Consider the following 20,335-nt stretch of genomic DNA (forward strand, 5'->3'; position numbering starts at 1 on the left):
CTCACTCCGTTGCGGATGCAAGGTCGTATTCCTCGAGATCGAATTCCAGTGTGGCGCGGTGCTCGGGCGCTGCGATCGCGATCATGCGGCGCGCACGCTCCCCGAGGGAACACCCGCGCAGGGCCGCGACACCGTGCTCGGTGACCACGAAGTCGACATCCGCACGGGCGGTGGTCACCGCGCCGTACTCGAGGGCCGTCTTGATCGTCGACTCCCCGCGCGAATCCGCGCGCATCGCGATGATGGAGCGGCCGCCGGTCATCGCCGCCGCACGGGAGAAGTCCACCTGACCCCCGACAGCGCCGGCATAGGTCGCGTTGCGCAGCTCCGCGCCGACCTGACCGGTCAGGTCGACCTCGATCGCGGAGTTGATCGACACGAAAGACCGCAGCTGTGAGAGAACCTGCGGCGCGTGGGTGTAACTCGCCGGGCGGAACGCCACCGGAAGTCCCGGCAGCCTGTCGTACAGCGTCGCCGTGCCGAGCGCGGCACCAGCAACGTGCAGTCCGGGGTCGATTTCCTTTCGCGCCCCGGTCAGTACACCTCGGTCGATCAGCCGCAGCGCCGCGTCGGAGATCATGCCGGAATGCAGCCCGAGGTCCCTGTGACCCTCGAGCGCGGTGAGGACGGCGGACGGCAGTGTCCCGACGCCGATCTGGATCGTGTCCCCGTCCGCGACGAGATCGGCGACGTTCCGCGCTATCGCCAGTTCCACGTCCGCGGGCTCGCGGTCCGGCGCCTCGAGCAACGGCCGGTCGGTTTCGACCACCGCGGCGAACCGCGACAGCGGAATTTTCGGTGCGCCGAGAGTGACGGGCATGCGCCGGTTGATCTCGGCGATGAGGACCGGTGTGTGATCGAGGGCATCGGCGATGTAGTCGACACCGACCCCGAGCGAGCAGTTTCCGGCCGAGTCCGGCGGTGACACCTGCACGAACCCGACGTCGCACGGCAGGCGCCGTTCGGCGAACAGCCGCGGCAGTGCCCCGTAATGGCAGGGCACGACCTCGAGACGGGCGAGGCGCCGCAGTTCGCCGAGACCACCGTAGGAGACGACGGACAACTCGTCGGGCAATTCGCTCGTCAGTCGCCGGTTCCAGGTGAGCCCCACGAAGGCCCGGACCGGGCCGATCGACGGCACCTGGTCGAGCAGGGCGTGGACGAGCGGGGTGGGTTCCGCGCTCGTCTGGCTCCACCAGATCCCGTCGCCGGGCCGGATGTGCTCCGTCAGGTCGATCATCAGTCGGTCCGCTGGATGAGGGTCGCCGTTCCCAGACCGCCGCCGCAGCACATGGTCACCAGGCCGATTTCGGCGTCCCGCCGCTCCAGTTCCGCGACGATCGTGGCGATGAGCCGCGCACCGGTCGCGCCGACCGGATGCCCGAGCGCGATCGCGCCGCCGTTGACGTTGACCCTGTCCATATCCGGCTTCAGTTCCCGCTCCCACGCAAGGACAACCGAGCTGAACGCCTCGTTCACCTCGAACAGGTCGATGTCGTTCATGCTCATCCCGTTGCGGTCGAGCAACTTCCGGGTCGCCGGGATCGGACCGGTAAGCATGATGATCGGGTCGACCCCGACGGTGGTCTGATCGAGGATGCGGGCGCGGGCCCGCAGTCCGTGGGCGTCGACCGCCTCGCGGGACGCGAGCAGGACGCCGGCGGCCCCGTCGGAGATCGGCGACGAACTGCCCGCCGTGATCCGCCCGTTCTCCCGAAACGCCGTCTTCAGGCCCGCGAGGCTGTCGAGACTCGTTCCGGGACGGAGGGTCTGGTCGGTGGTCCGGGTCTCGCCTGCGAGGTCGAGCGGGATCATCTCGGCGTCGAAGCGACCCGCCTCGACGGCCTCGGTCGCGAGACGATGGGAGCGGACGGCGAACTCGTCCATCTCCTGCCGGGAGATCTCCCAGCGGTCCGCGATGAGTTCGGCGCTCTCACCCTGGTGCACGAAGTCGTAGCGGTCACGCAGCGCTTCGGGCCACGGGTCGCCGTACAGTTCGGAAATCTTCGCGGGTGAGGTGATCGGCACGTGTCCCATGTGCTCGACGCCGCCGGCGAGGACGACGTCGTGGGTGCCGGAACCGACCAGCGCCGCGCCCATCTCGACCGCGGTCTGTGCGGACCCGCAGCGGCGGTCCAACACCACGGCCGGGACCTCCGGCGGGTAGCCCACCTGCAGCCAGGCGTTGCGGCCGATGTTGCGGGACTGCTCGCCGAACGGTGCGGTGCAGCCGATCACGAGGTCCTCGACGACGGCAGGGTCGAGACCGCTGCGGCGGATCAGGTCCGTGTAGACCGCGCCGAGCATGTCGTTGGGGTGGGTGTCACGGAACCAGCCGCGCTCGGGGTGCGACTTGCCCATGGGAGTGCGTGCCGCTTCCGCGATGACGACCTCGCGGGCGGAACGCTGGAAGGGGCTGCGCTGCTCGGTCATCAGATCACCGTTCCGCCGTCGACGGGCAGTACCTGGCCCGTGATGTACGACGCGCCGTCGGACGCGAAGAACACGAAGCTGGACGAGATCTCGTCCGGTTCCGCCCAGCGGCCCAGCGGGATCCGCGCGAGCGTCTTGGCGGAGAGCTTCTCGTTGCTGCGGATGTTCTCCGTCATCTTGGTGGCGGCGAGTGGCGCGATCGCGTTGACCGTCACCTGCTTCTTGGCGAGTTCACGCGCCAAGGACTTCGTGAGCCCGATGATGCCCGCCTTCGCGGCACCGTAGTTCGCCTGCCCGATGGTGCCCACCAGGCCGGCGGCGGAAGTCACGTTGATGATGCGGCCGCTGCCGTCGGACGGCAGGTACGGGAGGACGGCCTTACTGCAGACGAAGCTGCCGACGAGATGAATGTCGACGATGCGGCGGAAGTCCTCTTCTTCGAGGTTCGGGAACATCGCCGGTGCGATGGCACCCGCGTTGTTGACCAGGATGTTGAGGGTGCCGCCGTTCAGCGCGGCGGCCTGTTCCGCCGCGGCGGCCGCCTGATCGCCGTTGCGGACGTCGAGGGCCGCGGACTTCGCCGAACCGCCGGCTGCGGTGATCTCCGCGGCCACGGCCGCCGCGGCATCGCCGTCGACGTCGGTGACGAGCACGGCCGCACCTGCTTGCGCGTAGGCATGCGCCACCGAGGCGCCGATTCCACTGCCCGCGCCGGTGACGAGTGCGGATTTTCCGGTGAGTTCGAACATCAGTAGCTCCTGGGGAGGCCGAGGACGTGCTCGCCGAGGTAGTTGAGAACCATCTCCTGGCTGAGCGGGGCGATCTTGGTCAGGCGGGCTTCGCGGAAGTACCGGGCAACGTGGTATTCCTCCGAATAGCCCATGCCGCCGTGGGTCTGGAGGGCGCGGTCGGCGGCCTGGAACCCGGCGTCGGCGCAGAGGTACTTGGCCATGTTGGCTTCGCGGGCGCACGGCTTTCCGTTGTCGTAGAGCCACGTCGCCTTGCGCAGGACGAGTTCCGCGGCGTCGAGTCGGGCGAGCGAATCGGCGAGCGGGAACTGCAGACCCTGGTTCATGCCGATGGGGCGCCCGAACACCTCACGCTCGTTGGCGTACTGGACGCCGCGACGGAGAGCGGCCCGGCCGATACCGAGTGCCTCGGAGGCCACGAGCATGCGCTCCGGGTTGAGGCCGTCGAGGATGTACTTGAAACCCTTGCCCTCCTCGCCCACCCGGTCCTCGACGGGAATCTCGAGGTTGTCGATGAACAATTCGTTCGACGTGACCGCATTGCGACCCATTTTCTTGATGGGGCGGATGTCGACCTTCGAGCGGTCGAGATCGGTGAGGAACAGCGTCAGGCCATCTGTCTTCTTCTTCGCATCCTCGAATTTCGTTGTGCGGGTGAGGAGAAGGATCTTCTCGGACTCCATCGCCTTGGAGATCCAGACCTTGCGGCCGTTGACGATGTACTTGTCGCCCTCACGTCGCGCGAAGGTGGTGATCCTGGTGGTGTCCAAACCGGCGCCGGGCTCGGTGACACCGAAGCAGACGTGCAGGTCGCCGTCGACGATCCGCGGAAGAGTGCGCTGCTTGAGTTCCTCGGAGCCATGCACGATCACCGGGTGCATCCCGAAGATGGACAGGTGCATCGAACTCGCGCCGTTCATGCCGGCGCCGGAAGCGGCGACTTCCTCCAGCAGGATCGAGGCCTCGGTGATTCCCATACCGTGCCCGCCGTACTCCTCGGGCGTGGTGATGCCGAGCCAGCCGCCCTTGGCGAACGCGTCGTAGAACTCGGTGGGGAACTCGTGCTCGCTATCCTTTTCCACCCAGTACTGCTCGTCGAACTTGCCGGCCAGCTCTCGCACCGCATCTCGGATCGTCGCCTGATCCTCGGTCAGATCAAAGTCCACAGCACGTCCCGTCGTCGTTGGTTCCGTTTGGACTTAAGTTACTAAAGGACAGACCAAAAAGTCAACGGGTGGATCACCCAGCGGCGGGCAACAGGGGCAGATCCCGCGCGAGGCGCTCGTTCCACACGCCCGGGCCCCCGAACAACTTCTCGTCGAGCTTGGCGCGCTTGTAGTAGAGGTGCAGATCGTGTTCCCACGTGTAGCCGATCGCGCCGTGCATCACGAGGGCACTGTCGGCCGCCCGCACCGCATTCGGCGGCACCTGCGCCTTGGCGACGGCGGCGTGTATCGCTCGATCCGGCAGACCCAGGTCGACGGACGCCGCGGCGAAGTAGGCAATGGACCGGCCCGCCTCGACGGAGACGAGAATGCCTGCCGCAGCATGCTTCACGGCCTGGAACGACCCGATCGGCACACCGAATTGCTGGCGTTGCTTGCTGTAGTCCACGGCAAGATGCAGCATGCGGTCCATCGCCCCGAGTGAATCCGCAGCCACCAGCACGGCCGCACGCAGTCCGGCGTCCTCGAGGGCCGTGGTCGCCTCGGAGTCGAGACGCTGTCCGGTGACGCCGTCGAACCGGACATCCGCGGCCGCGCGGGACGGGTCGAGGAACCGCCGCGCTTCGACCGTGACGCCGGGATCGTCGACGCGCACGAGGTAGAGGGCGGCCGTTCCGTCGGCGCTCACAGCCGGGACGACCAGTAGTGTCGCTCGTTCGGCGCCGAGCACCGTTGCGACACTGCCGGTCAACGCGCCGCTCTCGTCGGCGCGCACCGAATCGGCGACGCCGAACGGACGGGTCGCGTCGACGGCAACGGCCGCAAATCCACCCCCTGCCAGCACGTCGGCGGCGACGTCGGCGGGCAGCAGGGGCGCGGCGAGGACGGACGCGGTCCAGGCACTGGACGGCGCGGCGTACCGGGCCAGCGCCTCGGCGGTCAACGCCAATTCGAGTAGACCACCGCCCTGACCACCGATGCCCTCGGCAAGGCCTGCGGAGAACCAGCCCTCCTCGACGAATTTCTGCTCGAACTCGGCAAGATCACCCGATTCACCCCACTTGCGGACATTTGCCGGAGCGGCGAACCGCCCGAGCCAGCCGCCGAGGGCTTCGGTGAACATTTCCTGCTCTTCTGACAGTTCCCAGCGCATACAACTGGCCCTCTCGATGAGACGAAGAATAGGCTGCAAGACGAACGCAGCGAGAACCCAATGGTATATTAGGTCTGACCGTTAGACCAGAGAGGGCGGGGAGCCATGCCATCAGCCGTGCCGAACACCACCCGGAACGGACGTTCCTCCATCCAGTTGACACCGATGGCGGTACCGAAGGCGTCGGACGTCCTCGCGAACGAGCTGCGCGAGCGCATTCTCAGCGGGGACTACGTCGAAGGCACACCGCTGCCGCCGGAGCGCGAACTCGTCGTTCAGACGAAGATGAGCCGCACAACCGTCCGCGAGGCCCTCCGCATCCTCGAGGTGCAGGGACTCGTGCGCATCAAGGCGGGCCGGGCCGGGGGCGCCTTCGTTCAGCGGCCGGGCGAACAGTCCATGGCGGACACGGTGGCCCTGCTCATCCGCGGTCGTCAGATCCGTCTCGCCGCGCTGCTCGAGACCCGCGAGGCGATCGAGCCCTTCTGCGCCCAACTCGCCGCCCGTCACCGCACCGACGAGGATCTCGCGCGACTCGACGCCGCCAACGACGACATCGCGGGCGCGGGCGACAGCCTCGACGCGTTCCTTCAGGCGAACATCGACTGGCACGTCGCCGTTGCGAGCGCCAGTCACAACGAACTGTTGTCGGGTCTCATGATCTCGCTCTCGCGCGCCATCTACGCCGCAACCGAGAACGAAGGCTTCATCGACGACAAGGTCCGCGAAATTACCGTCCGGGCGCACCGCTCGGTCACCAAGGCCATCCGCGACAAAGACGCCGATGCCGCCGTGCGGCGCATGAGCCGGCACGTCCACTCCTACGCCGAGTCGATCAAAGACTTCGAGGAGCGCACCGCCATTCCACTCGACGAGTGAATGTCGCTGCAGTAGTCACGACGAGGGCCCCACACCGCACGGTGTGGGGCCCTCGTCGCACTCACGTCGCCGAGTTGGTGACAACGGCGCGGATCTCGTCCACGGCCTCCGGATTCTCGGCTCCCGACAGGTCACCCGGGTCGGTGCCCAGGGCGGCAGCCCGCACAGCGCGCCGCAGGATCTTCGCCGACCGGGTCTTCGGCAACCGCGACACCCGGTGTACCACGCTGGGCGCGAACGGTTTTCCGAGTTCTGCGGCCACACTGGCGATCAACTCGGCCGAGATGTCCGCCGTGTCACCGGCCGCGTCCGCGCGGGGAACCCAGAACGCCCAGACCGCCTCGCCTTTCTTCGGGTCCGGGACACCGACCGCGGCCGCCTCGGACACCGCCGGATGTGCGGTCAGCACCGCCTCGACCTCCGCCGGGGCGAGACGCTTCCCGGCCACGTTCATCACGTCGTCCGAGCGGCCCCGGATGTACCACTGGCCGTCGTCGTCGACGAGCGCGTAGTCGCCGTGCCGCCACATTCCGGGGAACGTCGACCAGTACGCCTCCAGATAGCGTTCCTCATCCTTCCACACCCCGCGCGTCATTGACGGCCACGGCTGCCTGCAGACGAGTTCGCCCTGTTCGCCACGCAACGAGCGTCCCGCGTCGTCGACGACGTCCACGTCCATGCCCAGCGACGGCCCGCCCAGCGAGCAGCTGTGGATCGGCTCCACCGGGTACGGCGCGAGGAACGACCCACCGACCTCCGTGCCGCCGGAGAAGTTGATGACCGGCACGCGCCCGCCGAACACGTCCCGCGCGAGCCAGTCGTACGAATCCGGATCCCAGGGCTCACCAGTCGACCCGATCGTGTGCACCGAGGACAGGTCGTACCGTGCCGCGACATCCGTCTCCCGTCCGCGCAGGGTGCGGATCAGCGTCGGAGAGACTCCGAGCATCGTCACCCGGTGCCGCTGCGCGAGCTGCCACAGACGGTCGGTGTCCGGCACGTCCGGGGAGCCTTCGTACAGTACGAGAGTTCCACCGTTGGCGTGGGTGCCGACGATCGACAGCGGGCCCATGATCCAGCCCATGTCGGTGATCCAGCAGAACGCGCCGCCCGGCCTCAGGTCGAACGAGTACGCGACCTCGCTGGCCGTCTTGACGAGAAATCCTGCGTGGGTGTGGACGGCGCCCTTCGGCTTTCCGGTCGTGCCGGACGTGTAGGCCAGCGCGAACGGCTCGCCGGCATCCATCGCCTCGACCGGACCCGGGTCGCCGCCGTTCCCGAGGAGCTTCGCCCAGGAGATGTCGCGGCCGGTGGAATCCACTTCGGCGCCGACGTTCTCGACCAGGACGACCGACTGCACCGTCGGACAGGCAGCCAGGGCTTCGTCGAGTGCCGGCTTCATCGCGACGGACTTGCGCCGCCGCACCGTCCCGTCCGCGACGATCACCACCTTCGCGTCCGCGTCCTGGATGCGGGACGCGATCGCACTCGGAGCGAATCCGGAGAAGAGCGGCACGAGGACAGCACCGAGCCGCGCGACCGCGTACACCGACACGACCGCCTCGGGGATCATCGGCAGGAACAGGGCGACGGCATCACCCTTGCCGACGCCGAGCTCACGCAGCCCTGCCGCTGCCCGTTCGACGTCCGCCGCGAGCTCGCGATACGACAGGCTGCGGACGGCGCCGTCCTCGGCTTCGTGCGCGACAGCCACCCGATCGGCGGCCGCCGGGTCGGCGAGCCAACGCTCCAGACACGCGTCGACGACGTTCGCCCTGCCCCCGACGAACCAGTCCGGGTGCTCGATTCCCCGGGAGGTGTCGAGAACCTCGTGGTACGGCGATTGAAACGGCAGGCCCAGGTCGCGGACCACCGCATCCCAGTACCACCGCACGTCGGCGACGGAACGCGCACGGAGCTCACCCAGACCCGAGAGGCCGTGGGCGCGGGCGAGCCGGGTGACGTTGGCGTTCTCGACGTAGTCGTCGGTGGGGTGCCAGGTGTAGTCGGACACGGTCAGCTCCTCGGCATGTCGAGCATGCGCTCGGCGACGATGTTGCGCTGGATGAAGGTGGAACCGCCGGCGATGGCGGTGCCGCGGGCCTGGTAGGCGAGACGTTGCCACCGCGCGGTCCGCTGCCCCACCTCGTCGAGTACGAATTGCCCGCCGACCGGTTCGAGGGACAACCGGAAGTCGGCCAATTCCTCCACGAGGGGGCAGAAGAACAGCTTGCCGATCGAGGTGACCGGCCCCGGCGGCCCGTCGTTGGCCGCGAGTGTGATGACGCGCTGGCCGATGAGGTAGTGCACGAGGGCCCGGCCGTACAGATCGGCGACCTTCTGCCGGATCACCGGATCCTCGCCCAGCGGGCGGCCCGCGTCGTCGGTCATCCCCGCGATGTCGCCCACGATGTCGTCGACGGCACGTTTCGTGTTGACGCGGCCCGTCGCGATCGCCACCCGCTCGTACGCGAGCGTGCCCATCGCTACCTTCCAGCCGCCGTCCACCTCCCCGACGACAAGGTCGTCGGGAATGAACACGTCGTCGAGGAAGACCTCGTTGAATTCCGCCTCGCCGAGCATGTGCGCGAGCGGCCGCACCGTGATGCCCTCACTGTCCATGGGCACCAGGAAGTACGTGATGCCCTTGTGCCGCGCGCCGCCGCCGGTGCGCGCCAGCAGGATGGCGTGCGCCGCGATGTGCGCGCGGCTTGTCCAGATCTTCTGCCCGTTGACCTTCCAGCCCCCGTCCACCTTCGTGGCCTTGGTTCGGAGCGAGGCGAGGTCCGATCCGGCGTCCGGCTCGGAGAACAGCTGGCACCAGATCTCCTCACCGGTCAGGATTGGCCTGAGAAACCGCTCCTTCTGGGCAGGTGTCCCGAAGTCGATGATGGTCGGGCCTGCGAAATCTTCGCCGATGGTGTTGAGACGCTCCGGCGCTCCCACCCGGTCCATTTCTTCGGTGAAGATGGCCTTGCGGATCGGGTCGGCAGCTTGACCGCCGTACTCCTGCGGCCACGACATCCCACCGTAGCCGGCGTCGAAGAGCAGTCGCTGCCATTGCTGCCAGAACGGCACCTTGTCGACCAGATCGACCGGTTCCGGCCACGGCAGCGTCGGGACCGCCTTCTCGGCCCACTCCCGGACTTCTGCACGGAATGTGGCCTCGTCTGGGGAATCAGCGAGCTTCATTGCACCCTCCTCACGAATTTAGGCTCAATGATACTATAGGTCAGTCCAAAAAGGAGGCCTGGATGTCCGACCCACTCCCTGCCGGCGTCGTCGACCGCGTCGAATACGACGTCGAGCCCGGCAAGATCCGCGAGTTCACGCGCGCCACGTTCACCACCGATCCCGTCCACACGGACCCGGCCGCCGCGCGCGACGCCGGATTCGGCGACGTGCCTGCCACTCTCACGCACACGGTTGTCGCCGGACACCAGCGCGACCAGCGCGCGTTCGTCGACGCACTGGGCCTGGCGCTCGAACGCGTGGTCGTCGGCTCGGTCACGTGGACGTACCTGCGACCACTCACCGCGGGCGACCACGTCGTCGGCACCCGCCGCGTCGTCGACGACGTGCAGCGAGAAGGCAAGCGCGGCGGGACGATGCGCATCGTCACCCTCGAGACCGAGTACGTCGACGCCGACGGTGCACCCGTGGTGCGGCTCGAGGAAGTCCTGATCGAACGAGGAGAACAGCGATGAGAACACCGGCGAAGGTCCGCGTCGGCGACGCGCCCGACACCCGGGTGGTCGGCCCGGTGAGCCAGACCGACATCGTCCGATTCGCCGGCGCCGGAGGCGATTTCAATCCGCTGCACCACGATCACGAGTTCGTCGCCACGTCGGGATTTCCCGGCGTCATCGCGATGGGCCAGATGCAGGCCGGGATACTGGCGGGCTGGGTCTCCGACACGTTCGGAGTCGAGCATGTGCGTGCCTTCGGCGTGCGGTTCGTCGCCCCGGTCTTCCTCGGTGACACCCTGACCGTGGGCGGGACGGTCGTGGCGATCACCGAGGCGGACGGGGAGTCACGAGCGAACGTCGACCTCGTCGTGTCCGGGGCCGAGGGGCCGGTCGTCACCGGATCCGCGACCGTCGTGGTGGCCACGACCTGACCACCCCGCTCATACNNATCGGCTTCGCCCCCTTTCCCGTTCGATCAGACGACGGCCCGTGCCTCGCGGTCTGCCGCGATCTTCGCGGCGATCTGCGCGCGCAGCAGGTGCTTCTGGATCTTGCCGGTCGCCGTCGTCGGCAACGCCTCGACGATCTCCAGCCGTTCCGGAACCTTCTGGATGGCGACGCCCTGCTCGAGCAGGTACGTCTTGATCTTCTCCAGGGTGATGTCGCCGTACCCGGGCGCGGGAACGAGGTAGAGGCACACCGCCTCGCCGAGCCGCTCGTCGGGCATCGCGACCGCCGCGACACCGCGCACGGCGGGATGCGCCGCCAGGAGGTCTTCGACCTGACGGACGCTGATGTTCATGCCACCGCGGATCACGATGTCCTTCGTCCGGCCGGTGACGCGCACGTAGCCGTCCTCGTCCATCCGGCCGAGATCGCCGGAGCGGGAGTGGCCGTCCGGTGTGAACAGCTTGGCCGTCTCCTCGTCGTTGTGGAGATAGGCGAGCATGTGCATGGCGCCCTTGTAGGCGATGTCGCCCTCCTCGCCGCGCGGAACCTCGTCGCCGAGTTCGTCGACGATCTTCACCGACTGCATCGGCAGCGGACGACCGTCCGAGGTGATCGACCGCTGCGCGTCGTCGCGAACCGTGCACATGGTGGTGGTGACGTTCTCGGAGCGGCCGTACAGGCTGAGAACCTGCAGGCCAGGGAACTGTTCGGCCGCTTTAGTGACGAAGCTGCCGGGAATCGGGGAGCCGGCCGCGACCCACAGCCGCATGCTGCCGATGTCGTGCACCGCGGGGTCGTAGGTGTCCATGACCATCTGCAGAAACGTCGTGGCACTCACCGCTACGGTGCACCCTCGTTCCTTGATCTGCTCCATTCCCCGGACCGGCTCCCACACCTCGATGAGATGCGACGCCGCGCCGTGAATGAGCGGAAGGATGATGCTGGTGACCAGTCCGGTGGTGTGGGTGATCGGCGAGGGCCCGAACTGGATGTCATCGGGTGTGTAGGCGAATCCCTTGGCCAGCAAACGGGATCCACAAGCCATCGTGTTGAACGTGTGGATGCAGCCCTTGGGCCGGGACGTGGTGCCGCTGCTGTAGACGATGACGAACGGCTCGTCCGGACCGACACCGGGACCGAGTTCCGCGAGCGCCTCCTCAGGGTTCACGTTCGCCGACAACGCCTCGAACGGAACCGACCGGTTTGACAGCTCGCCTTCTCCCCTGACGACGACGACCTCTTCCACGGTGTCAACCGCACTCAGGATCTCGGTGTACATGCCGGCGTAGTCGAACTTCTTGAAACTCTGCGGCGTAATCGCCAGACGGACGCTGGCATTTCGCAGGATGTATTCGACGTCGTCCCGGCGGTAGATCGGCATGATCGGCACCAGAACGGCACCCAGTCGAGACAACGCGACGGCGATGATCGAGAACTCGATCCAGTTCGGGACCTGCACCGACACACGGTCGCCGGCAGCGATTCCACGACGCTGAAGGCCTACCGCCAGGCGCAGAGCCTTGTCACGCAACTGCCGGAAGGTGATGCCGCCGCTGGTGTCGTCGGTCAGGAAGACGCGGTCGCCCCGCTCAGCGACCTGAACCTCGAGCAGATCGAAGAACGTGTCACGGTGCCACTGCCCGGTGGCATAGAAATCTCGGATCTGTTCGTCCGAATAGCGATCGGTGACCGATGCGAACGCCATGGGAAGCCTTCCTCTGAGCGCAGATGTGGAGAGGGAATAAGTACCCGTTTTGGCCCTACAATATTATGGTTAGACCGATACTGCAATGAGCTTCACGCTCGGTCAACGCAGACTCCATACGGGGGAGCGTTTTTCGCGAAACGCAGTGACACCCTCGACGATGTCGTCGGTGGTGAACGCGAGAGCGAGCTGGGATTGCAGCGCCGAGAGGGCGTCGGGCAGCGACATGTCACGGGTGTTGTTGATCGCCTCCTTGCCGAGACGCATGAGAAGCGGCGATTTACTCGCGAGCCGGCGCGCCCATTCCCGAACCACGGCGTCGAACTCGCCATCCGGAATCACCCGATTCACGAGCCCCAACTCGAGTGCGTCTGCGGCGGTGATCGACTCGCCGCACATCATCAACTCGTTCGCCTTCAGCCGCCCGACGTTCCGGTAGATGAGAGCGGAGATCATGAAGGGAAAGACGCCGACATTGATCTCCGGGCACCCGAACCGCACCGACTCCTTGGCGAGGACGAAGTCACAGGCCAGAGCGAGTCCGAACGCCCCCGCGAGCACGTCGCCTCCGGCCGCGCAGATAACCGGCTTCCCGAGGCCGCCGATGAGTTGGTAGAGCTTCGGGAAGCGGTCCAGTCCGGCGTATTTGACAATCGTGGGTGTGTCGCTCGCGAATGCCTTGAGATCACCGCCCGCCGAGAAGATCTTTTCGTGCGACGAGGCCAGGACGACAACCCTCACGTCGTCGTCCCCGCGGGCGCGTTCGAGCGCGGCGAGAAGTTCGTCGAGCAGGTCGTCGGACAGCGCGTTGCGGGTTTCGGGCCGGTTGAGAGTGAGGACGGCGACATGCTCGTCGACGTCGTATCGGACAGGGTGCGCCATAGTGCCGATCCTTCCAGTTTGGTCGTACCATTCGACCCTAGTGTGGACCTGGCGTCGGGAACAAGAACTCATTCGAAGATTTTGCTCGGGATGCGTGACTCGATTGGACTGACCATATACATTGGTGCTGAGGCTGCCGACGGTAACGAACGTCCAGGTGACACCTTCTCTATACTGTGCGTTGTGTCACAGGTGCGGCAGCCGCGGCCCAAGGAGTGGTGAGTGGTCATTTCGACGAGTTCGTTCGGGCTTGCCGAGCAGGCAATGGCAGAGTTGCTGGAGCTGCTCGGGAGCGAGCCGAACCTTATCCGCTTGACGGACGGCGAGCCGGATCTGACCGTGATCCGCGCGTTCGCGGCCCGGAAACTGCGGGAAGGACTCGACTCACCCGAGCAGGCCCTTCGGCTCGCGGAACTCGTGACGCGGCTGGACACCGCGAGCCGCGGCGACATCGCTCGAAGACTCCGCGTGCACACCGAGCAGTTCGAGGCGTTGCAGCAGGTAGTCCGCGCAATCGATGCCGGAGCCGACCAGATCGCCCGCATCGTGACGCAGGAACTGTGCACGAGCCTGGGGTACGGCAAGGCGATGTTCTCCGTGGTTCGCGGTTCCACCTGGACTCCGATCGCGCTAGCTGTCAATCCCGAGCTGACCGGTGATTTCCACGAACTCGTCACGGCGATCGACGGCCGGCAGATCTCGCTGCGCGAGGCGCCCCGCGAGGCGGAACTGGTCCGGCGCCGCCGGCCGTATGCCGTGGACGGCGTGGACACCTACCGGCACACGTACCGCCCTCTCATCGATCTGTCGCGTCCTGCGGGATACCTTGCGGTCCCCATCGTCGTCGACTCGCGGGCGGTGGCGATGATTCACGTGGATCGCCAGAGCGACAGCCTGACCGACACCGACGTCCACATCGTCGGAGCGCTCGCCGGTGTGTGCGCCTCGGTGAGGGAGCGCGCCGACCTGCGGCAACAGATCTCTGCGCGCAATGAGCACGTCGACGCCGAGGTCCAGCGGCTCACCCGGGCGTTGCGACACCTCGAGCAGGCTCCCGTCACGATGCCGGACCTGGCCACCTCCGAATTGCCACGCGCCGGCGCGGCGAGCGTGGACGACACCGCGCAGGCCGCGATCGTTCCCCGCGCACACACGCTGACCGCTCGTGAGAGGGAAGTACTCACGCTGATGGCGACGGGAGCGACCAACGCGGCCATTTCCCGTCGGCTGCGCATTTCCGACGGCACCGTCAAATCCCACGTCCAGCGGATCTTCAAGAAGCTCGGCGTCTCGACGCGGGCCGAGGTGGCGGCGCTGTGTGCCCATGCCAAGACGGTGAACGGTGGCTGACGAGCTCGACCGGGCCATCTCGGACACCCTCGCCGAAATGCGCACGGCCACTTCGGAGCATGCCGGCGAACTCGGGAGGCGTCTGGTCGATCTCCTCGACCGCAGGAACGCACTCGCTGCGTCGCACACCGCCGACATCGGTGCACTCGCGAAGGGTATCGATCGCGCCGTCCACGCACTCGACGACGCCGCCTCGAGTGCGGAACTCGTGCGGCGAGCATGTGAGCGCGTCGCCGAACTCTGCTCCGCGGACAATGTTGTGCTCTCACGAGTCGACGGCGACCGGATCATCCCCGTCGCTTCGTTCAGCGCCGACCCCGACACGACACCCGCTCTGCCCGCCGAGTTCAGCCTCCCGGCATGTTCGCCCGAAGCGCGCGCCCTCGAGACGAACACGGTCACGGTCGGTTCCCAGGTTCCCGCCGAACTGCGAGACGCGCTGGGCGCGAACGGTTTCACCATCGTGCCCGTCGTCGTCGACGGGACTGCTGCTGCGCTCGTCCATGTCGGGACACCGTTGGACGGATCACGACGTCACGCCCTGGGCGTATTCGCCGAGGTGCTCGGCGGATGCTTCGAGCGAGTCGGACTCGAATCCCGTCGCGACCGCCAGGACGCCCTCCTCCGGGAAAGCGCCCAGCGGTGGAGCAGCGACACCGAGTTCGACGCAGTGACCGTACGAGGATCTACCGACCTCGATGCCGAGCACGACGCCGAGCGCCGCCTGCTCGACCCGCTGACCGGACGCGAGGCGGACGTGGTCCGGCTGATTCTCACCGGGGCGTCGAACTCCACGATCGCCGCCGAACTGTTCATCACTGTCGACACGGTCAAGTCCCATGTGAAACGCGTCCTCCGAAAACTCGGCGCCACCAACCGCGCCGAGCTGATCGCGAAGTATCAGTCCACCACCCGGTGACTCCGACGTCAGGCGTCCGAGGACGGGACGGTCACCGTGACGGTATCCACGTCCGGCGTCAGCACGAGCTGGCACGCGAGGCGAGAACAAGGCTGGACGCCGTCGAGGAACTCGAGCAGGTCTTGTTCCTCCAAGGTCGGTTCGTCGAACGACCCGCAGGAGTTTTCATCGAGGTACACGTGGCAGGTGGCGCACGAGCAGCTACCGCCGCATTCGGCGACGATGCCGGGAAGGTTGTTACGCACCGACCCGTCCATCACGCTCTGGCCTGCTGGAACGTCGACGGACGAGGTCGAGCCGTCGGGCAGCTGGTATACGACGGTGGGCATGGCAATCTCCTTCGGGATGATCTGTGAACGTCTGCGCGGTCTCTCTCGCCGAGTGGGTTGCCGTCCCGGGATTCGGCCGCGTTCTCTACCAAAATTGTGTCGCGGGTCACTGATCCGCCACATCACCACTTCGACGTATTACCCCCCTCCAGTGGGGTGAAGTTCCGCCGCACGAGGCCGCCACCAACTGCGTGACCCAGCACACATACCCCATTAGGTGGACAACTTTCGATCAATGGTGTGATGCCCCTCACTCTCGTGACTGACAGGCTGATGTCACTCCAGTCGGCGAGGGCGCCGCAACACACGGCGCCGGAACTCGCTACACCACGAAGGGGAATTGATGAGCACCACAGAACAGGTCACGGAACTGATCCCGGACGCCGTCGCCCGTCAGATCGTATTGCCCGAGGGACACCGGGACAACGACGCGCTATTCGAGGCCTACCGCTGGCTACGCGAGAACAATCCTCTCGGCCGCGCCGAGGTGGAGGGTTACGACCCCATCTGGTTGGTGAGCAAGCACGCCGACATCATGGAGATCGAACGCCAGCCCGACATCTTCACCAGCGCGGGAGGCGAGGACAAGGGGTCCGTCAATCCGATCCTGGCGAATCAGGCTGGCGACGCATTCACCAAGAGCATCAACAACGGCAGTCTCCGCATCCTGGAGACCCTCACCTACCTCGACCCGCCGGAGCACACCGCGATCAAGGACATCGCGCTGGACTGGTTCCGGCCGACCAACCTCGCGAAGTGGGAAACGGTCATCCGCGACCTGGCGAAGGCCGCCGTCGGCAGGCTCCTGGAGACGGATGGGCGGGTCGACTTCGTCAAGGACTTCGCACTCCACTACCCACTGCACGTCATCATGAGCTTGTTCGGGGTGCCCGAGGAAGACGAGCCCCGCATGATGGCCCTCACGCAGGAGTTCTTCGGTACCGCCGATCCCGACGCCGCCCGTGAGGATGTCGAACCGCTCACCCCGGACGCCGCCGCGAAGCAGTGGGTTGCCACGATCCAGGACTTCTACGCGTACTTCGAGAGGCTGCTGCAGGACCGGCGCGCCAACCCCCGCGACGACCTCGCGACGATCATCTCGGTGGCCCGCGACGAGAGCGGCGAGTACTACCCCAACGAGGTTGCCTACGGCTACTTCATCGCGATCGCCACTGCGGGGCATGACACCACGTCGAGCACGCTCGCAGGCGGCATGCTCGAACTCGGCCGCAACCCCGACCTGCTGAGGAAGGCGAAAGCGGACCTGGCGCTCGCGCCGCAGATCGTCAACGAGTCGCTGCGCTGGGCGTCGCCGGTCAAGCACTTCATGCGTCAGGCAACCCAGGACTACACGCTCCGCGGTCGCGACATCAAGAAGGGCGACCGCTTCATGCTGCTGTACCAGTCGGGCAACCGCGACGCGGATGTCATCCCGGATCCCGACCGTTTCGATTACACCCGCCGGCCCAACAAGCACATCGCCTTCGGCTACGGCCCGCACATGTGCATTGGCCAGCACCTGGCGAAGCTGGAACTCCGAATCATGTTCGAGGAGTTGCTCCCCCACATCGAATCACTCGAGTTGGTGGACGACACCAAGATGATCCAGACCAACTTCGTCGGCGGCCTGAAAAACATGCCCGTCAAGATCGAGTTCACCAGGTAGCCCGATGTCGCATCCAACACCCACCGTGGTGATCGTCGGGGCCGGGCATGCCGGCGGCACCCTCGCCGGCATGCTGCGGCAACAGAAGTTCGACGGCCGCATCGTCCTGTGCGGCGACGAAATTCACCCGCCCTATCACCGCCCACCACTGTCGAAAAAGTACGCCGGTGACGAGTTCGTCCAGTGGCTGAAACCGGAAGCGTTCTACGCCGACAACCACATCGAGACGCTGCTGGGAGATCCGGTGGTCGGGATCGATCGCGATGCCCGAACCGCGACGACCGCATCTGGCACAGTCCTCGAGTACACGACACTCGTCCTCGCGACAGGCGCCGCGCCGCGAACCTTGACACTGCCGGGGAGTGATCTCGAAGGAGTGCTCAGTCTGCGCACGCTCGCCGACGCCACCCTGCTCCGCGACGCCGTGCACACCGGATCGGCACTCGCCATCATCGGCGGTGGGTACGTGGGTCTCGAGGTCGCAGCGTCGGCCCGCGCTCGTGGATGCGAGGTCACGGTGATCGAACGGGAGGACCGGGTGCTGGCGCGGGTGGCCAGTCCGGAACTGTCGACGGTCCTCACCGAGTTCCACCGGGACCGCGGGACCCACATCCGCACGGGCGCGGAGGTTCGGGAGATCACCGGGACGGCGGGTCGAGTCGACGGTGTCGTGCTCGGCGACGGACCCGAAATCCCTTGCGACCTGGTACTGGTGGGTGTCGGCGCAATTCCGAACGACGCTCTGGCCCGGGAATCGGGCCTCGAATGCCTGGCGGGTATCGTCGTCGACGGTTCGGCACGCACCAGCGATCCGAACGTCCTCGCGATCGGTGACGTCACCTACCGCCTGCACGACACGCTCGGCAAGATGGTGCGGCTCGAAAGTATCCCCAGCGCAGTCGAACAGGCGAAGCAGGCGGCGGCAGTCATCATGAATGCGCCCCTGCCGCCGCACGAGGTGCCGTGGTTCTGGTCCGACCAGTTCGACCTGAAGATGAAGATGGCGGGGATGGTCGGCCCGGACACCCGGGCGGTCCTGCGAGGCAGCCCGTCCGAGTCCTCCTTCGCCCTGTTCCACCTCGACAGCGACGGGATACCTGTCGCCGTCGAGACCGTCAACGCCGCAGCAGAATTCATGGCAGGCAAGAAGTTCATCGGGAACCGCACCAAGATCGACGCCACTGCTCTCGCCGATCCCGTCATCTCGTTGCGGGAGACCGTTCTCTGAGTATCTCGATTCCGGTCGGCCGTTTCCGGCCCACAAGACATGGAGTATGTGATGATGGAAGCACTCGCAGCAGTCGCGAGAGAACCGCACACCGAGTTCACCCTCGAACCGATCACCATCGAGGGCCCTCGGGCCGGTGAAGTACTCGTGGAGATCGAGGCGGTCGGCATCTGCCACACCGACCTCGCCGCCCGCGACGGCGCCCTGCCGACCGCACTGCCCGCCGTCCTCGGCCACGAAGGGTGCGGCGTCGTCCGCGCCGTCGGCGACGGCGTCACCAAAGTCGCCCCCGGCGACCGGGTCGCCATCACCTTCAACAGCTGCGGCACCTGCCCGTCCTGCACCACCGGGGCGCCGTCGTACTGCCACCAGTTCATGCACCTCGCCTACGACGGCGTCCGCGACGACGGCACCGGACCGATCACCACCACCGACGGTGAGTCGCTGACCGGCCTGTTCTTCGGACAATCCTCCTTCGCCACCCACAGCCTCGCCTTCGAACGCAACGTCGTGAAGGTCCCCGACGACGTCCCCGCCGAACTCCTCGCACCCCTGGGCTGCGGCATCCAGACCGGCGCAGGCGCAGTGATGCGCTCGCTGAACTGCCGACCCGGATCGGCGATCCTCATCGCCGGCGCCGGATCCGTCGGGCTGGCCGCCGTCATGGGCGCCGTCGTCCGCGGCTGCGCCACCATCATCGTCGTCGAACCCCACCAGACCCGGCGCGACCTCGCCCTCGAACTCGGCGCCACCGACGTGCTCGACCCCGCCGCCGGGCCGGTCGCCGAGCAGGTCCGGGCCATCATCCCCGCCGGGGTGAACTACGCCATCGACACCTCCGGCGTTGCCGCCGTCATCGAATCGCTCGTCGGCGCCATGACGTTCCACGGCAAGATCGGACTCATCGGCGTACCCGCCGACCCCGAATCCTCGGTTCCGCTCAACATCATCAACTCCCTCGCCATGGGCCTGACCATCACCGGAATCATCGAGGGCGACAGCGTTCCCGACGAATTCATCCCCGAACTGGTCGAGTTGTACAAGTCGGGGAAGTTCCCGCTCGACAAGCTCGTCACCACCTTTCCCTTCTCGAAGATCAACGACGCCGTCGACGCCCAGCACCGCGGCGAGGTCCTCAAACCCGTCCTTGTGCACCACTGACCACCCACTCCGAACCCTCACTGACGAAGGACACCCGATGACGATCGACTACCCCGATCTCTACATCCGCGGCGAATGGGCACGGCCGTCCGGCGACGCGACCATCCCGGTTATCTCCCCGACCACCGAGCAGCAAATCGGCTCCGTTCCCGAGGGCACCGAGACCGACATCGACGACGCCGTCGACGCCGCCCGCACCGCGCTCACCGACTGGGGGTCCCGGACCGCGGCCCAGCGCGCCGAGGTCCTGGGCCGCTTCGCCGACGAACTCGAATCCCGCGCCGAAGACACCGCCACCCGCGTGAGCAGCCAGAACGGCATGCCCATCACCCTCGCCCGGCAGTTCGAAGGCGGCTTTCCACCCGTTCTGCTGCGCTACTACGCCGAAATGGCCGCGAAACAGGAAGACGAGATCCGGCCCGGCATGCTCGGCGGTTCCACCCTCGTCACCCGCTCCCCGATCGGCGTCGTCGGCGCCATCGTCCCGTGGAACGTGCCGCAGGCCATCACATTCCTCAAACTCGCCCCCGCCCTCGCCGCCGGGTGCACCGTCGTCCTCAAACCCTCCCCCGAGAC

General features: G+C 66.8%; 19 protein-coding genes. 9 read left to right on the plus strand and 10 right to left on the minus strand.

What is annotated here, in order from left to right; genetic code table 11:
- Position 1: 1 nt before the first annotated feature.
- The 5 genes from AZG88_RS39160 to AZG88_RS39180 all read right to left on the minus strand — a co-directional run bounded on the left by AZG88_RS39160 (position 2) and on the right by AZG88_RS39180 (position 5,501).
- Positions 2-1,240 carry an acetyl-CoA hydrolase/transferase family protein gene (locus AZG88_RS39160; protein WP_061700721.1) on the minus strand — a complete coding sequence of 413 codons (1,239 nt, stop codon included), beginning with the start codon at positions 1,238-1,240 and terminating at the stop codon, positions 2-4.
- Positions 1,240-2,433 (minus strand): thiolase family protein, encoded by a 1,194-nt coding sequence (locus AZG88_RS39165; RefSeq protein ID WP_061700722.1) that lies wholly within the window; start codon positions 2,431-2,433, stop codon positions 1,240-1,242. Before AZG88_RS39165 ends, AZG88_RS39160 begins: the two co-directional genes overlap by 1 nt.
- The gene (locus AZG88_RS39170; RefSeq protein WP_061700723.1) at positions 2,433-3,182 is read right to left on the minus strand and encodes an SDR family NAD(P)-dependent oxidoreductase; all 750 of its coding nucleotides are present in this window, start codon (positions 3,180-3,182) and stop codon (positions 2,433-2,435) included. The genes AZG88_RS39165 and AZG88_RS39170 overlap by 1 nt, the downstream gene beginning before the upstream one ends.
- Positions 3,182-4,348 carry an acyl-CoA dehydrogenase family protein gene (locus AZG88_RS39175; protein WP_061700724.1) on the minus strand — a complete coding sequence of 389 codons (1,167 nt, stop codon included), beginning with the start codon at positions 4,346-4,348 and terminating at the stop codon, positions 3,182-3,184. Before AZG88_RS39175 ends, AZG88_RS39170 begins: the two co-directional genes overlap by 1 nt.
- Positions 4,349-4,421: 73 nt before the next feature.
- Positions 4,422-5,501: an acyl-CoA dehydrogenase family protein gene (locus AZG88_RS39180; protein WP_061700725.1), complete on the minus strand. Its 1,080-nt coding sequence runs from the start codon at positions 5,499-5,501 to the stop codon at positions 4,422-4,424.
- 117 nt (positions 5,502-5,618) lie between these two features.
- Here AZG88_RS39180 and AZG88_RS39185 point away from each other — a divergent pair, with 117 nt between their 5' ends.
- Positions 5,619-6,380: a FadR/GntR family transcriptional regulator gene (locus AZG88_RS39185; RefSeq protein WP_197488011.1), complete on the plus strand. Its 762-nt coding sequence runs from the start codon at positions 5,619-5,621 to the stop codon at positions 6,378-6,380.
- A gap of 61 nt (positions 6,381-6,441) precedes the next feature.
- Here the strand turns inward: AZG88_RS39185 and AZG88_RS39190 are convergent, their stop codons facing one another.
- Together AZG88_RS39190 and AZG88_RS39195 are read right to left on the minus strand one after the other, a co-directional pair.
- Positions 6,442-8,394: an AMP-binding protein gene (locus AZG88_RS39190; RefSeq protein WP_061700726.1), complete on the minus strand. Its 1,953-nt coding sequence runs from the start codon at positions 8,392-8,394 to the stop codon at positions 6,442-6,444.
- A 2-nt stretch (positions 8,395-8,396) separates the two neighbouring features.
- A complete protein-coding gene (locus AZG88_RS39195; protein ID WP_061700727.1) occupies positions 8,397-9,572 on the minus strand; it encodes an acyl-CoA dehydrogenase family protein in 1,176 nt (391 codons plus the stop codon).
- A 62-nt stretch (positions 9,573-9,634) separates the two neighbouring features.
- On the opposite strand from AZG88_RS39195, the gene AZG88_RS39200 reads away from it, so the two are divergent.
- Positions 9,635-10,087, plus strand: coding sequence for an FAS1-like dehydratase domain-containing protein (locus tag AZG88_RS39200; protein WP_061700728.1), 453 nt, complete (start codon positions 9,635-9,637; stop codon positions 10,085-10,087).
- Positions 10,084-10,500 (plus strand): MaoC family dehydratase, encoded by a 417-nt coding sequence (locus AZG88_RS39205; protein ID WP_061700729.1) that lies wholly within the window; start codon positions 10,084-10,086, stop codon positions 10,498-10,500. The genes AZG88_RS39200 and AZG88_RS39205 overlap by 4 nt, the downstream gene beginning before the upstream one ends.
- A gap of 44 nt (positions 10,501-10,544) precedes the next feature.
- Here AZG88_RS39205 and AZG88_RS39210 read toward each other — a convergent pair whose 3' ends face one another.
- Positions 10,545-12,224 (minus strand): AMP-binding protein, encoded by a 1,680-nt coding sequence (locus AZG88_RS39210; RefSeq protein ID WP_061700730.1) that lies wholly within the window; start codon positions 12,222-12,224, stop codon positions 10,545-10,547.
- Between the two features lie 102 nt (positions 12,225-12,326).
- Positions 12,327-13,106 carry an enoyl-CoA hydratase/isomerase family protein gene (locus AZG88_RS39215; protein WP_061700731.1) on the minus strand — a complete coding sequence of 260 codons (780 nt, stop codon included), beginning with the start codon at positions 13,104-13,106 and terminating at the stop codon, positions 12,327-12,329.
- Positions 13,107-13,328: 222 nt separating this feature from the next.
- Here AZG88_RS39215 and AZG88_RS39220 point away from each other — a divergent pair, with 222 nt between their 5' ends.
- Together AZG88_RS39220 and AZG88_RS39225 are read left to right on the plus strand one after the other, a co-directional pair.
- Complete coding sequence (locus AZG88_RS39220; RefSeq protein WP_061700732.1) at positions 13,329-14,456, plus strand: LuxR C-terminal-related transcriptional regulator; 1,128 nt, start codon at positions 13,329-13,331, stop codon at positions 14,454-14,456.
- A complete protein-coding gene (locus AZG88_RS39225) occupies positions 14,449-15,375 on the plus strand; it encodes a helix-turn-helix transcriptional regulator (RefSeq protein ID WP_061700733.1) in 927 nt (308 codons plus the stop codon). The genes AZG88_RS39220 and AZG88_RS39225 overlap by 8 nt, the downstream gene beginning before the upstream one ends.
- 8 nt (positions 15,376-15,383) lie before the next feature.
- Here the strand turns inward: AZG88_RS39225 and AZG88_RS39230 are convergent, their stop codons facing one another.
- Positions 15,384-15,704: a 2Fe-2S iron-sulfur cluster-binding protein gene (locus tag AZG88_RS39230; protein ID WP_061700734.1), complete on the minus strand. Its 321-nt coding sequence runs from the start codon at positions 15,702-15,704 to the stop codon at positions 15,384-15,386.
- A 343-nt stretch (positions 15,705-16,047) separates the two neighbouring features.
- Here AZG88_RS39230 and AZG88_RS39235 point away from each other — a divergent pair, with 343 nt between their 5' ends.
- The 4 genes from AZG88_RS39235 to AZG88_RS39250 form a co-directional block, all read left to right on the plus strand.
- The gene (locus tag AZG88_RS39235) at positions 16,048-17,370 is read left to right on the plus strand and encodes a cytochrome P450 (RefSeq protein WP_061700735.1); all 1,323 of its coding nucleotides are present in this window, start codon (positions 16,048-16,050) and stop codon (positions 17,368-17,370) included.
- Positions 17,371-17,374: 4 nt separating this feature from the next.
- Positions 17,375-18,598: an NAD(P)/FAD-dependent oxidoreductase gene (locus tag AZG88_RS39240; RefSeq protein WP_061700736.1), complete on the plus strand. Its 1,224-nt coding sequence runs from the start codon at positions 17,375-17,377 to the stop codon at positions 18,596-18,598.
- A 54-nt stretch (positions 18,599-18,652) separates the two neighbouring features.
- Entirely contained in the window at positions 18,653-19,759 is a 1,107-nt protein-coding gene (locus AZG88_RS39245; protein ID WP_061700743.1) for an NAD(P)-dependent alcohol dehydrogenase, read from the plus strand.
- A gap of 37 nt (positions 19,760-19,796) precedes the next feature.
- The coding region (locus AZG88_RS39250) for an aldehyde dehydrogenase family protein (protein ID WP_156517726.1) at positions 19,797-20,335 on the plus strand (539 nt) is incomplete at its 3' end.

It is taken from the genome of Rhodococcus sp. LB1 (genome assembly GCF_001583455.1).
GTDB classification, from domain to species: domain Bacteria; phylum Actinomycetota; class Actinomycetes; order Mycobacteriales; family Mycobacteriaceae; genus Rhodococcus_F; species Rhodococcus_F opacus.